Raw genomic sequence first — 13,544 nt, 5'->3', positions numbered from 1 at the left:
ACTTGTAACCATTAACTTAGAGTGAAGAAGTAAATAGTGAATACACAACAGCTGGCGAAATTAAGATCTTTTGTGCCTGAGATGAGAAAAGTTAGGCATATCCACTTTGTTGGCATTGGTGGTGCTGGCATGGGCGGGATCGCTGAAGTGTTGGCTAATGAAGGCTATGCAATCAGTGGTTCTGATTTAGCACCTAACGTAGTCACACAACAACTCGTTGCATTAGGGGCGACAATCTATTTTAATCATCGCCCTGAAAATATTCGTGATGCTAGTGTTGTGGTGGTTTCTACCGCAATTAGTGCAGATAATCCAGAAATTATTGCAGCAAGAGAAGCGCGTATTCCTGTGATACGTCGTGCAGAAATGTTAGCGGAGTTAATGCGTTATCGTCACGGGGTTGCGATTGCAGGAACCCACGGTAAAACAACAACAACGGCGATGATTTCGAACATTTATGCACAAGCAGGATTAGATCCAACCTTTGTTAATGGCGGTTTAGTGAAATCAGCCGGTACCCATGCTCGTTTAGGTTGTAGCCGCTATTTAATTGCAGAAGCGGATGAGAGTGATGCTTCTTTCTTACATCTTCAACCTATGGTTGCGGTGGTAACGAATATTGAAGCTGACCATATGGACACTTATCACGGTAATTTTGATAATTTAAAAGAGACTTTTATTACTTTTTTACACAACTTACCGTTTTATGGTCGCGCAGTGATGTGTATTGATGACGATGTTATTCGGTCAATTATTCCTAAAGTAGGGCGTTATATTACTACCTATGGTTTTAGTGAAGATGCTGATGTACGCATTACTCATTACGAACAAAAAGGTGCGCAAGGATTTTTCACTATTTCTCGTGAAGATATGCCTGATTTAGATGTGGTATTAAATGCGCCGGGACGTCATAACGCCTTAAATGCAACCGCAGCTGTGGCTGTTGCTACAGAAGAAGGGATTGCGGATGAGCATATTTTAGCCGCACTACTTAATTTCCAAGGCACTGGGCGTCGTTTCGATTTCTTGGGAAATTTCAGTCTTGAGCATGTGAATGGCCAAGAAGGGGAAGTCATGCTGGTGGATGACTATGGACATCACCCAACAGAAGTTGATGCAACGATAAAAGCGGCACGAGCAGGTTGGCCTGATAAACGTTTAGTGATGTTATTTCAACCACATCGTTATACACGTACTCGTGATTTATATGAAGATTTTGCAACGGTGCTTAATCAAGTTGATATTTTATTATTAACCGATGTTTATGCAGCAGGAGAGGCGCCTATTCCCGGTGCAGATAGTCGTTCACTGTGTCGTACTATTCGTCAACGTGGCAAACTAGATCCGATTTGGGTTTCTGATGTTGAGAACATCTCCTCAATATTAGCGGGTGTATTAACAGATAATGATCTTGTTTTAGTTCAAGGTGCTGGAAATATTGGTAAAATAGCGCGTCGCTTAGCAGAAACAAAATTACAACCATCTTTAAGCGAGGATTAAGACGGATGTTTGAGCAAGTGAACATCATTTATGGTGAAATGGTTAAGAAAATGACTGTAATGGTGGGAGATTTTAGTCAAAAAGAGATCTTATTTGCGAAAAATACGATCGGTAATTTGCTTGCTCAAAGAGATGTGGGAAAAATTTATCAGTTAAAAGTAGCGAAATTTAAAGAAAAACTCGCTATTTTGACTTTTAAGGTAAATAATTCTCAACAGATTGAACAATTTAGTGATTTAATTATCAAAGCTAAAGGTATTTATAGAGTATATATATCTAGTGGAAGTATTAATCGTAGGAATATCGTACAAAAGAATAGCCGATTCTCTTATTTGAATGTTGCGCAGGGGTGAATGAATTTACTATGTCACAAGCAGCGCTAAATAATAAAGAGATAAAAGAGAAACGTCATTCTGATAGACCGAGTAATGGTAGCTATTTATCAGGATTAATCTTCTTCTTATGTGTGATTGCCACCATTATTTGGGGCGGAATACAAGTTGTGAATTGGATGAAAGATGCTAATCGTCTACCGATATCAAAGCTTGTACTTACTGGTGAGCGGCATTACACAACGAATGATGATGTGCGTCAGGCCATTTTATCTTTAGGCCAACCAGGCACTTTTATGACACAGGATGTCAATATCATTCAGCAACAAATTGAACGTATGCCATGGATCAGGCAAGTGACCGTACGTAAACAATGGCCAGACGAATTAAAAATCCATCTGGTGGAGTATGTGCCATTTACCCGTTGGAATGACACACATTTTCTTGATAGAGAAGGCCGAATTTTCAGTCTGCCAACGCGATTGGAAACACAAGGAAATTACCCACTATTATATGGGCCGCAAGGAAGTGAGAAAATGGTATTAGCAGGTTATTTAGCAATGAGAGATCAGCTTCTTGCCAGTAATCTGAAATTAAAAGCAGCATCAATGTCAGCTCGTCAAGGATGGCAATTAGTCTTAGACAATGATGTCCGATTGGAGTTAGGGCGTAAGGATACCGAAAAACGGATTGCTCGCTTTATTGAGCTGTATCCTATCTTGCAACAACAGACTGACAAACGGGTTGATTATGTCGATTTACGTTATGACAGTGGTGGTGCAGTTGGATGGGCTCCTTTATTACTTGATGTGAATGAATAAACAAGACGTGGCAGATGACACGATGAAGGCGAAGGCAGAACAATAATGATCAAAGCGACGGACAGAAAATTAGTAGTTGGTCTTGAGATTGGTACGGCCAAAGTAGCCACCCTTGTCGGTGAGATCCTGCCTGATGGCGTAGTGAATATTATCGGGGTGGGAAGTTGCCCATCTCGGGGTATGGACAAAGGTGGCGTGAACGATCTCGAATCCGTCGTAAAATGTGTACAACGGGCTGTAGATCAGGCTGAATTGATGGCAGATTGCCAAATATCGTCAGTATATTTGGCGTTATCAGGCAAACATATTAGCTGCCAAAATGAAATTGGTATGGTGCCAATTTCAGAAGAAGAAGTAACACAAGATGATGTTGATAGCGTGGTGCATACTGCGAAATCCGTCAAAGTAAAAGATGAACACCGTGTTTTACACGTAATACCGCAAGAGTACGCCATTGATTACCAAGAAGGGATCAAAAACCCTGTTGGGTTATCTGGTGTACGTATGCAGGCTAAAGTACATCTGATTACCTGCCATAACGATATGGCGAAGAATATAGTAAAAGCAGTTGAGCGCTGTGGTTTAAAAGTGGATCAACTGATTTTTGCAGGACTGGCTTCAAGTTTTGCTGTGCTAACAGAAGATGAGCGCGAATTAGGTGTTTGTGTCGTTGATATGGGTGGCGGAACCATGGATATCGCCATATATACCGGTGGTGCATTAAGACATACTCGTGTCATTCCTTATGCAGGCAACGTTGTGACTAGCGATATTGCTTACGCTTTTGGTACACCACCAAATGATGCCGAAGCAATAAAAGTGCGTCATGGCTGTGCATTAGGCTCTTTAGTTGGCAAAGATGAAAATGTCGAAGTTCCAAGTGTCGGAGGTAGACCACCAAGAAGTCTACAACGGCAAACACTTGCTGAGGTGATTGAACCGCGTTATACCGAGCTTTTAAATCTTGTTAATGAAGAGATTTTGAGTGTTCAGGAACAATTACGTCAGCAAGGAATAAAGCACCATTTAGCGGCAGGTATTGTTTTAACAGGTGGTGCTGCACAAATAGATGGACTTGTTGAATGTGCTCAACGTGTTTTCCACACGCAAGTACGGATCGGTAAACCGTTAAATATTACCGGGCTAACAGATTATGCGCAGGATCCCTTCTATTCTACGGCAGTCGGGCTTTTGCATTACGGTAAAGAATCTCACTTTGGTGAGGAAACTGAAACCGAAAAACGCTCTGCAGTTAGTGGTTGGCTAAAAAAACTCACTGGCTGGTTAAAAAGAGAGTTTTAATCATCAGACAAATTTAAAAAGAGGTCGTTTGAGCAAGCGACCCTAAAAGGCACAAAACGGAGAGAAATTATGTTTGAACCTATGGAATTAACCAACGATGCGGTGATCAAAGTCATCGGCGTTGGTGGCGGCGGCGGTAATGCGGTTGAGCACATGGTTCGTGAACGTATTGAAGGCGTTGATTTCTTCGCGGTCAATACTGATGCTCAAGCATTACGTAAAACAGCAGTTGGACAAACTATCCAAATCGGTAATGCCATTACGAAAGGCTTAGGTGCAGGTGCAAACCCTGAGGTAGGCCGTAATGCTGCCGAAGAAGATCGTGAAGCGTTACGCGCTGCACTAGAAGGTGCGGATATGGTATTTATCGCTGCGGGTATGGGCGGTGGTACTGGTACCGGTGCTGCGCCAGTCGTTGCCGAAGTGGCGAAAGAGTTAGGTATTTTAACGGTTGCTGTTGTGACTAAGCCTTTTAATTTTGAAGGCAAAAAGCGTATGGCATTTGCTGAGCAGGGAATTACTGAGTTATCTAAGCATGTTGACTCATTAATCACTATTCCAAATGACAAGCTGCTAAAAGTACTCGGCCGTGGTATTTCGTTACTTGACGCATTTGGTGCGGCAAATGATGTATTAAAAGGTGCTGTTCAAGGTATCGCAGAACTGATCACTCGCCCAGGTTTGATGAACGTCGACTTTGCTGACGTGAGAACGGTGATGTCAGAGATGGGTTATGCCATGATGGGATCTGGTGCAGCTAAAGGCGAAGATCGTGCTGAAGAAGCCGCTGAAATGGCGATTTCAAGTCCATTACTGGAAGATATCGACCTGTCTGGCGCACGTGGTGTGTTAGTTAATATTACAGCAGGCTTTGATTTACGTCTTGATGAGTTTGAAACCGTCGGTAACACCATTCGTGCATTTGCATCAGATAACGCCACAGTGGTGATTGGTACTTCTCTTGACCCTGAAATGAACGATGAACTGCGTGTTACTGTGGTTGCTACAGGTATCGGCATGGATAAACGTCCAGAAATTACGCTGGTAACTAATAAGCAAAATCAACAAAACGCTATGGAAAATCGTTATCAGCAAATGCAAAATAGCATGTCCTCTTTCTCTACAGTAGAAGAGAGCAAGCCTGCAGCTAAAGCGGTTAATGAACAATCTACTCAAGCTAACAAAGAGCCAGATTATTTAGATATCCCTGCTTTCTTAAGAAAACAGGCTGATTAATCGTCAAAAAGATTGGCATCTCCGCTTTTTGTGCTAAACTGTCCTGCCAATTATAAGTATAATAATTGGTAGGACGGATAATATTGCGAGATAAAATGATGATCAAACAACGGACATTAAAACGAATTGTACAAGCAACTGGTGTGGGGCTCCACACGGGTAAAAAAGTTACGCTTACAATGCGTCCGGCGCCAGCTAATACTGGGGTCATCTACCGTCGTACTGACTTAAATCCACCGGTGGATTTTCCAGCAGACGCAAAATCAGTTCGTGACACTATGTTATGTACTTGCTTAGTGAATGAAGATGATGTGCGTATATCAACCGTTGAGCATTTAAATGCAGCACTGGCTGGTTTAGGCATTGATAATATCGTAATTGAAGTGGATGCACCTGAAATTCCTATTATGGATGGCAGTGCAGCACCTTTTGTTTTCTTATTGCTTGATGCAGGTATTGAAGAGCTTCGCACTGCGAAAAAATTCATCCGTATCAAGGAAACAGTACGTGTTGAAGATGGCGATAAATGGGCGGAAATGCGTCCTTATAATGGTTTTAAATTAGATTTTACTATCGATTTTAATCATCCTGCTATCGATGCAAGTACTCAGCGTTATAAATTAGATTTCTCTGCTGAATCCTTTATGAGTCAAATAAGTCGTGCTCGTACATTTGGATTTATGCGTGATATTGAATATTTACAATCGAAAGGATTGTGTTTAGGCGGTAGCTTTGATTGCGCTATCGTGGTTGATGACTATCGTGTCCTCAACGATGATGGTTTACGTTTTGAAGACGAATTTGTTCGTCATAAAATGTTAGATGCAATCGGTGATTTATTTATGTGTGGCTATAACATTATCGGTGAATTTACCGCGTTTAAATCAGGTCATGCACTAAATAATAAATTGCTCCAAGCTGTTTTAGCAAAAGAGTCTGCTTGGGAATTCGTCACCTTTGAAGACGAAGCGAAAATGCCAGTGGCATTTAAAGCGCCATCGACAGTTTTTGCTTAATCGCTCAATTGGAAAGCACGTTAATTATCTCTAATTAGCGTCATCTTTGGCTGTACTTGTACTCTCTCCGGCAAGTGCAGCCAACCGTTCTAATCTTTCTCTTAATTTCTTCGGGCTTTTCTCTGCCAAATATTTCAATGATTGTGCACTCTCTACACTTAAATGGCGTTTTTTTACGGGTGTTGGATCTTTTAATGATGAAGTGACACTCTTTTTTCCCGCTTTTATGCTTAAAGAAGGATTTATTTTGATGTCTATTGAGGATAACGATGGTAAAATTTCCTTTCTTAATGCAGAAAGTAATGATGGAATTTCATAACGTAATCGGGTCATCCAACTTGCGTTTGTGACTTCAATAATTAAAATAGCATTGCGATAATTGGCGACACGGCATTTACCTTGTAACGGTGCTGGTAAAAGTGCCATGACGGTACGATTTAATTTGAGTAAAATTGTTGCACGCTGTTGTATAAGCTGTAATGTGCTTTTATTGGAACCTTCAAGCTCTTTTAGGATGTTTTCCAATGATTGTGGGTAGCTATCCCGCATAGATTTTGACTCCACAAATTATAAAATTAAATAACGAAGGTTAATGAGCATTATAAATTTTTGGCGACAATTTGGCAGACGATATTTTTGGTCGCATCTGCTATTAGGGATGGTAGCAGCAGGTATTGGTATGCCTTCGCTGGTGTCTGCCCATGCTGAAAATCCATCACAAACGGATACACCTTCCTCACAAAATCGTCAAAGCCAAGCATTAATCGCTTTTGATAATTTATTCTTACGCCAGAGTGTACAGAATCCTGCTTCATCCTTCACCTTTAATTACTGGCAACAGCATGCCGTTAAAAATGTGATTAAGCAGCTCTCTTTTGCTTTTACCATTCATTCACCTGAATTGATGGTAAAAGCAAAAGATGAGCCATCACCTGTTGCGAATGTTGCTGAGGTCATGCTTGATACGCTTTATGCGTTACTGACTCAAGCGCCATCTTCTACCCTAGTTAATTTACCGATTTCCCGTGGCGTGTTAACGGAAAATCGTATTTCCTATCATACCGGATTATGGCTTGCTCAGATCCGTGGTATCCGTGCTGGACCTTACCTAACAGCTTAATTGAGTTTGTTAATCTTTGTTAGATTATGCTTATCTCTATGATTTATCGTCGATAAACATAGAGGCTGTATTCGGCGTATTTACGCCATAAATGAGAATAAAGAGTTATGTTAGGTAAAATTGTAACCAAAATTTTTGGTAGTCGTAATGAACGCGCTATTCGTCGTATGCGTAAAGTGGTTGCTCAAATCAATCAACTAGAGCCAGAATTTGAAAAATTAACCGACGATGAATTGAAAGCCAAAACAGATGAATTTCGTGAGCGTTTAAAAAAAGGTGAAAAAGAAGAGGATATTTTACCTGAAGCTTTTGCCACTGTACGTGAAGCGAGTAAACGTGTTTTTGGTATGCGTCACTTTGACGTACAGCTTATTGGCGGTATGGTATTAAATGATCGCTGTATCGCAGAGATGCGTACAGGGGAAGGTAAAACCTTAACTGCAACACTGCCTGCTTATTTAAATGCGCTATCAGGTAAAGGGGTGCACGTTGTTACCGTCAATGACTATTTGGCGCAACGGGATGCGGAAAATAACCGCCCACTATTTGAATTCTTAGGGTTAAGTGTTGGTATCAACCTCCCTAATATGGCACCACCAGCAAAACGTGAAGCTTATAACGCAGATATCACTTACGGTACAAATAACGAATTTGGTTTCGACTATTTGCGTGACAATATGGCGTTTAGCCCTGAAGAGCGTGTCCAACGTAAATTACACTATGCATTAGTGGATGAGGTTGACTCGATTTTAATTGATGAAGCTCGTACTCCACTGATTATTTCAGGGCCTGCTGAGGATAGCTCTGAACTTTATATTAAAATGAATAAAGTTATTCCTCATTTAGTGCCTCAAGAAAAAGAAGATTCAGATACCTTCCAAGGAGAAGGGGATTACTCTGTCGACGAAAAAACGCGTCAAGTGAATATTACTGAGCGTGGCTTAGTTAAAATTGAAGGGCTATTAGCCGAAGCAGGTATGATGAAAGAGGGCGAGTCACTTTACTCACCTGCTAACATCATGCTTATGCACCATGTAACGGCAGCCTTACGTGCCCATGCATTATTTACAAAAGATGTTGATTACATTGTTAAAGATGGCGAAGTTATCATTGTTGACGAACATACCGGTCGTACCATGCAAGGCCGTCGTTGGTCGGATGGTCTACACCAAGCGGTAGAAGCAAAAGAAGGTGTGAAGATCCAAAATGAGAACCAAACATTAGCGTCCATTACATTCCAGAACTATTTCCGTTTATATGAGAAATTAGCGGGGATGACCGGTACTGCAGATACCGAAGCTTTTGAATTTAACTCTATCTACCGTTTAGAAACTATCGTTATTCCAACTAACCGCCCAATGGTACGTAAAGATTTACCTGATTTAGTTTATATGAATGAAAAAGGTAAATTTGCCGCGATTATTGAAGATATTCGTGAACGTACTAAAAATGGACAACCGGTACTGGTGGGGACCATCTCGATTGAAAAATCTGAAGAGATCTCCCAAGCACTCACAAAAGCGAATATTCATCATAATGTCCTGAATGCCAAATTCCATGCTATGGAAGCAGATATCATTGCTAATGCGGGGTTACCATCAGCGGTGACTATCGCAACTAATATGGCTGGTCGTGGTACCGATATCGTATTAGGGGGAAGTTGGCAGACTGAAGTTGCGAAGCTGGAAAATCCAACAGAAGAGCAAATTGAAGAGATCAAAGCACAATGGCAAAAACGCCATGATGCGGTATTAGCTTCTGGTGGTTTACATATTATTGGTACTGAACGCCATGAATCACGTCGTATCGATAACCAGTTACGTGGTCGTGCGGGGCGTCAAGGGGATGAGGGTTCTTCTCGTTTCTATCTGTCAATGGAAGACTCCTTAATGCGTATTTTTGCCTCTGATAAAGTATCAGGCATGATGCGTAAACTGGGAATGAACGAAACAGAAGCTATTGAGCATCCATGGGTAACTAAAGCGATTGCTAATGCACAACGTAAAGTAGAAAACCGTAACTTCGATATTCGTAAACAATTACTTGAGTATGATGATGTAGCCAATGATCAGCGTCGAGCTATTTATACTCAACGTAATGAGTTGTTAGATGTTGCTGATGTCAGTGAAACTATCGACAGTATTCGCCAAGATGTGTTTACTTCGATGATTGATAACTATATTCCACCTCAATCATTAGAAGAGATGTGGGATATTGAAGGTTTAACGGCCTGTCTGCAAAATGACTTTGATTTAAATTTACCTATCAAAGAGTGGTTAGATAAAGAGCCTGAACTACACGAAGAAACACTGCGCGAACGTATTTTAGAAAAATCAATCGAAGTCTATAAAGCAAAAGAAGAGATTGTCAGTGCTGAAATGATGCGTAACTTTGAAAAAGGTGTCATGTTACAAACACTGGATTCACTGTGGAAAGAGCACTTAGCGGCGATGGATTATCTGCGTCAAGGTATCCATTTACGTGGTTATGCACAAAAAGATCCAAAACAAGAGTACAAACGTGAATCTTTTGCTATGTTCGCTAATATGTTGGAATCACTGAAATATGAAGTGATCAGCACATTAAGTAAAGTACAAGTTCGTTTACCTGAAGAAGTTGAAGAGTTAGAGCGTCGTCGTCGTGAAGAGGCGGAGCGTTTAGCTAAACAGCAACAACTTAGCCATGAAGTGACAAAAGAATCACAAATGTCTGCCGTTGATGGTCAAGTGGCATCAGGCAAAAAAGTGGGTCGTAACGAACCTTGCCCTTGTGGTTCAGGTAAAAAATATAAGCATTGTCACGGTAAATTAGGTTAATTACTTATTGCTTATTATATGGGTAAGAATGTAACACCATTTTAAAAATAGAAAGCCCACCTTCGAATAAAGGTGGGCTTTTTTTATCATGGATAAAAAACCATAAAATAGGAGAGTGGAGGTAATAAAGGTTGTTTTTTTGTTGTTTAATGTTCTGTCCCTGTTTGGGGTTCGACTAGCTTAGCAATAATTGGGCAATCAGGATTATTATCACCTTGGCACTCTTGTGCTAAATGCGATAATGTTTGCGTCATTCGTTGCAATTGCGCTATTTTACGGTTTAATTCATCGATATGAGAAAGGGCAATAGCTTTTACATCAGCACTTGTCCGTTCTCTGTTATTCCATAAAACTAATAATGTTGATATTTGCTCTGTTGAAAAACCAAGAGCACGTGAATGGCGGATAAAGCGAAAACAATCTACATCGCTATCATTGTAATCGCGATAACCTCCGTCAGTACGAATTGCCTTAGGTATTAAACCAATTTGCTCATAATATCGGATCATTTTACTTGAAATACCGGATTTTTTTGCAGCTTGACCAATATTCATCTTATTCTCCTTATCTGATAATAAAGCGCTTTTCTTCTAAGTAGAGATAATTGCTTTATCAGCATGAGCCAGATCTTTTTCGGATCTGGCAATAAAGATAATTTATGTTTAATGTGTTTTCATGGGCGCTTGAAAACGTTTTAGTCGTAGTGCATTTCCTAAAACAAATACACTAGAAAGCGCCATTGCTGCGGCAGCGAATATAGGCGAAAGTAACATGCCATTGATAGGATAAAGCATGCCCGCAGCGACAGGGATTAATAATGCGTTATAAGCAAATGCCCAGAATAAGTTTTGTTTGATATTACGAATGGTTGCTTGGCTAAGTGCAATCGCATCAACAACACCGCGTAAATCACCTGACATTAGTACTACGTCAGCAGCTTCAATGGCAACGTCAGTTCCTGTACCAATTGCCAATCCTACATCAGCTTGTGCAAGCGCTGGGGCATCATTGATACCATCTCCGACAAATGCAACTTTATCTCCTTTCTGACTAAGTTGTTTTAATGCTGCAACTTTTCCATCAGGAAGGACTTCTGCAACTATTTCATCAATACCAAGTTGTTTTGCTATTGCTTTTGCTGTTGCTTTGTTATCACCTGTGATCATTGCTACTTTCAAACCTAATGCATGTAATGCTTTAATAGCTTCAGGTGTTGTTTCTTTTATTGGATCTGCAACGGCAATAATCGCAGCAAGACGGCCATCAATGGCGGTATACAGTGGTGTTTTACCTTGCTCACCTAATTTTTGAGCGGATGAAGCGAACTGACTGACATCTAACCCAAGCTGTTTCATAAAGCGGTCGGCACCCACAGAGACAGATCTTCCATCAACTGTTGCACTAACACCAAAACCAGGAATAGCTTCAAAATTATCCACACTAGCAAGCGTTAATTTTGCCTCGTTTGCTGCATTAACAATTGCTTGTGCAATAGGATGTTCTGAATAAGTTTCAATTGAAGCGACAAGACTTAATATCTCGTTATATTCAAATTTTTCTGCTGGGATCAGATCAGTTAGCTCAGGGCGGCCTTTTGTCAATGTACCAGTTTTGTCGAGTGCGACCACACTAACATCACGTAAGGCTTGCAAAGCTTCACCTTTACGGAAAAGTATTCCTAATTCAGCAGCTCGTCCTGTGCCAACCATAATTGATGTTGGTGTCGCTAATCCCATTGCACACGGACAAGCAATAATGAGTACCGCAACAGCATTGATGAGCGCAAAGGTTAGTGCAGGCTCAGGACCAAATGCGAGCCAAATAAAGAATGTGATCGTTGCACCTATCATTACTGCGGGTACAAACCACATGGTAACTTTATCAACAAGCGCTTGGATTGGTAATTTTGAACCTTGAGCTTCCTCAACTAAGCGAATAATTTGTGCGAGTATCGTATTGGCACCCACTTTGGTCACTTTAAAACTAAAAGCGCCTGTTTTATTGATGGTGCCACCGACAACCTCAGCCCCTATCTCTTTTGCTACAGGAACGGGTTCACCGGTTATCATGCTTTCATCAACATAAGAATGGCCTTCTACAACCTCACCATCAACAGGGATTTTTTCACCAGGACGAACAACAACGATATCGCCCATCATAACTTGATCTAATGGAATTTCTAGTATTTCACCATGACGTGAAACACGTGCTGTTTTGGCTTGAAGACCCACTAAACGCTTAATCGCTTGTGAGGTATTTCCTTTGGCTTTTGCTTCAAGATTTCGCCCTAATAAGATCAAGGTAACAATCACGACAGCAGCCTCAAAATAGATATTTGCCGTACCTGCAGGTAAGACTTGGGGTATAAAGGTTGAAACGACAGAATACCCATAAGCGGCTACTGTACCGACTGATACTAATGAGTTCATATCAGGAGCACCGCGTAATAATGCGGGTATTCCTTTTTTGAAAAAGCGTAAGCCAGGGCCAAACATCACTATGGTGGCAAGAACAAATTGAATATACCAGTTGAGCTGTTGCCCTAATGTTTGCGTTACCCAATGATGGACTCCGGGGATAAAATGTGAGCCATCTCAATAACGAACACTGGTAATGTGAAGATAGTGGCAATAAGTAATGCTCGGCGTAACGAGCGGGCTTCTTTTTCACGACGCTCTTCACTTAAATCACGAGTATTGGCTGGATTATCTGATAGCCGCCGTGGTTTATAACCGGCATGGACAACCGCCACTTCTAAATCAGTAATAGATACTACGCCGGATAAATGACGCACATGAGCACGCTCAGTGGCAAGATTCACGGTGGCTTCTAATACACCAGGAATTTGAGCTAATGCTTTCTCAACACGCCCGACACAGGAAGCGCAGGTCATTTCTTCAATAGCTAATTCAGTGATCTCTTCAGGAACTTTATAGCCAGAGCTTTCAATCGCGCTTACAGCAAGTACAGGATTGGGGGTACTGCTAAATGTAATATCAGCACGTTCTGTTGCAAGATTCACGGCAGCATCTTTTATTTCAGGTACTGCCTTTAATGCTCGTTCAACACGTCCGACACATGAAGCACATGTCATACCTTCTACAGGTAAGCTCAGCCTATTTGCTGAGGATAATGTTGTAGGTGTATTCATCAAACTTTCCCTCTTAAATATGGTATGGGACAAAGCTTAAGCTTTACCATTAGGGGAAGGTCAAGGATTATATAATTATTTTGTTTGCTTTTATTTTGTTTATATTCAATGGGTTATTTTTTTTGGCTTATTTTAAATATTAAAGAATTGTAAGTTTATCGGGAGCAGATGTCATAAGTGTGATAATAAAAAGCCCACTTGTAATAATGACAATCAAGTGGGCTTAGCTTACAAAAAATAGGCAGTTACT

The 13,544-nt window shown here is 40.9% G+C and carries 10 protein-coding genes and 1 pseudogene; 8 read left to right on the top strand and 3 right to left on the bottom strand.

Going from position 1 to position 13,544, the window contains the following annotated elements:
* Nucleotides 1-36: 36 nt before the first annotated feature.
* From murC to lpxC, 6 genes are all read left to right on the top strand, one after another.
* Nucleotides 37-1,500, top strand: coding sequence for a UDP-N-acetylmuramate--L-alanine ligase (gene murC / locus PMI_RS10195; protein WP_004244115.1), 1,464 nt, complete (start codon nucleotides 37-39; stop codon nucleotides 1,498-1,500).
* A gap of 5 nt (nucleotides 1,501-1,505) precedes the next feature.
* Nucleotides 1,506-1,853, top strand: a complete 348-nt coding sequence (locus tag PMI_RS10190) for a hypothetical protein (protein WP_004244114.1) — start codon at nucleotides 1,506-1,508, stop codon at nucleotides 1,851-1,853.
* Between the two features lie 11 nt (nucleotides 1,854-1,864).
* Nucleotides 1,865-2,653, top strand: coding sequence for a cell division protein FtsQ (ftsQ, locus tag PMI_RS10185; protein WP_012368234.1), 789 nt, complete (start codon nucleotides 1,865-1,867; stop codon nucleotides 2,651-2,653).
* 45 nt (nucleotides 2,654-2,698) lie between these two features.
* Nucleotides 2,699-3,955 (top strand): cell division protein FtsA, encoded by a 1,257-nt coding sequence (gene ftsA / locus PMI_RS10180; protein WP_004244110.1) that lies wholly within the window; start codon nucleotides 2,699-2,701, stop codon nucleotides 3,953-3,955.
* A 69-nt stretch (nucleotides 3,956-4,024) separates the two neighbouring features.
* Nucleotides 4,025-5,191 carry a cell division protein FtsZ gene (ftsZ, locus tag PMI_RS10175; RefSeq protein WP_004244108.1) on the top strand — a complete coding sequence of 389 codons (1,167 nt, stop codon included), beginning with the start codon at nucleotides 4,025-4,027 and terminating at the stop codon, nucleotides 5,189-5,191.
* Nucleotides 5,192-5,289: 98 nt separating this feature from the next.
* Nucleotides 5,290-6,207, top strand: coding sequence for a UDP-3-O-acyl-N-acetylglucosamine deacetylase (gene lpxC / locus PMI_RS10170; RefSeq protein ID WP_012368233.1), 918 nt, complete (start codon nucleotides 5,290-5,292; stop codon nucleotides 6,205-6,207).
* Nucleotides 6,208-6,237: 30 nt separating this feature from the next.
* On the opposite strand, the gene PMI_RS10165 is transcribed toward lpxC, so the two are convergent.
* Nucleotides 6,238-6,756: a DUF721 domain-containing protein gene (locus PMI_RS10165; RefSeq protein ID WP_004244106.1), complete on the bottom strand. Its 519-nt coding sequence runs from the start codon at nucleotides 6,754-6,756 to the stop codon at nucleotides 6,238-6,240.
* 43 nt (nucleotides 6,757-6,799) lie between these two features.
* Between PMI_RS10165 and secM the strand changes: the two genes are divergently transcribed.
* Nucleotides 6,800-7,327 (top strand): secA translation cis-regulator SecM, encoded by a 528-nt coding sequence (gene secM, locus PMI_RS10160; protein ID WP_004244104.1) that lies wholly within the window; start codon nucleotides 6,800-6,802, stop codon nucleotides 7,325-7,327.
* Between the two features lie 107 nt (nucleotides 7,328-7,434).
* Nucleotides 7,435-10,143, top strand: a complete 2,709-nt coding sequence (gene secA / locus PMI_RS10155) for a preprotein translocase subunit SecA (RefSeq protein WP_004244101.1) — start codon at nucleotides 7,435-7,437, stop codon at nucleotides 10,141-10,143.
* 146 nt (nucleotides 10,144-10,289) lie between these two features.
* Here the strand turns inward: secA and cueR are convergent, their stop codons facing one another.
* Together cueR and PMI_RS10145 are read right to left on the bottom strand one after the other, a co-directional pair.
* Nucleotides 10,290-10,697, bottom strand: a complete 408-nt coding sequence (gene cueR / locus PMI_RS10150) for a Cu(I)-responsive transcriptional regulator (RefSeq protein WP_004250349.1) — start codon at nucleotides 10,695-10,697, stop codon at nucleotides 10,290-10,292.
* Nucleotides 10,698-10,805: 108 nt separating this feature from the next.
* A pseudogene (locus tag PMI_RS10145) lies at nucleotides 10,806-13,294 on the bottom strand (heavy metal translocating P-type ATPase).
* Between the last annotated feature and the right edge of the window lie 250 nt (nucleotides 13,295-13,544).

This window comes from Proteus mirabilis HI4320, from assembly GCF_000069965.1.
In the GTDB taxonomy this organism is placed as follows: domain Bacteria; phylum Pseudomonadota; class Gammaproteobacteria; order Enterobacterales; family Enterobacteriaceae; genus Proteus; species Proteus mirabilis.
This window is presented reverse-complemented; position numbering and strand designations above follow the sequence as displayed.

What these genes read in the sequence shown, in the direction of transcription:
- PMI_RS10165 (WP_004244106.1), bottom strand. Translation starts at nt 6,756, where the DNA reads ATGCGGGATAGCTACCCACAATCATTGGAAAACATCCTAAAAGAGCTT.
- lpxC (WP_012368233.1), top strand. Translation starts at nt 5,290, where the DNA reads ATGATCAAACAACGGACATTAAAACGAATTGTACAAGCAACTGGTGTG.
- ftsQ (WP_012368234.1), top strand. Translation starts at nt 1,865, where the DNA reads ATGTCACAAGCAGCGCTAAATAATAAAGAGATAAAAGAGAAACGTCAT.
- PMI_RS10190 (WP_004244114.1), top strand. Translation starts at nt 1,506, where the DNA reads ATGTTTGAGCAAGTGAACATCATTTATGGTGAAATGGTTAAGAAAATG.
- ftsZ (WP_004244108.1), top strand. Translation starts at nt 4,025, where the DNA reads ATGTTTGAACCTATGGAATTAACCAACGATGCGGTGATCAAAGTCATC.
- secM (WP_004244104.1), top strand. Translation starts at nt 6,800, where the DNA reads ATGAGCATTATAAATTTTTGGCGACAATTTGGCAGACGATATTTTTGG.
- ftsA (WP_004244110.1), top strand. Translation starts at nt 2,699, where the DNA reads ATGATCAAAGCGACGGACAGAAAATTAGTAGTTGGTCTTGAGATTGGT.
- secA (WP_004244101.1), top strand. Translation starts at nt 7,435, where the DNA reads ATGTTAGGTAAAATTGTAACCAAAATTTTTGGTAGTCGTAATGAACGC.
- cueR (WP_004250349.1), bottom strand. Translation starts at nt 10,697, where the DNA reads ATGAATATTGGTCAAGCTGCAAAAAAATCCGGTATTTCAAGTAAAATG.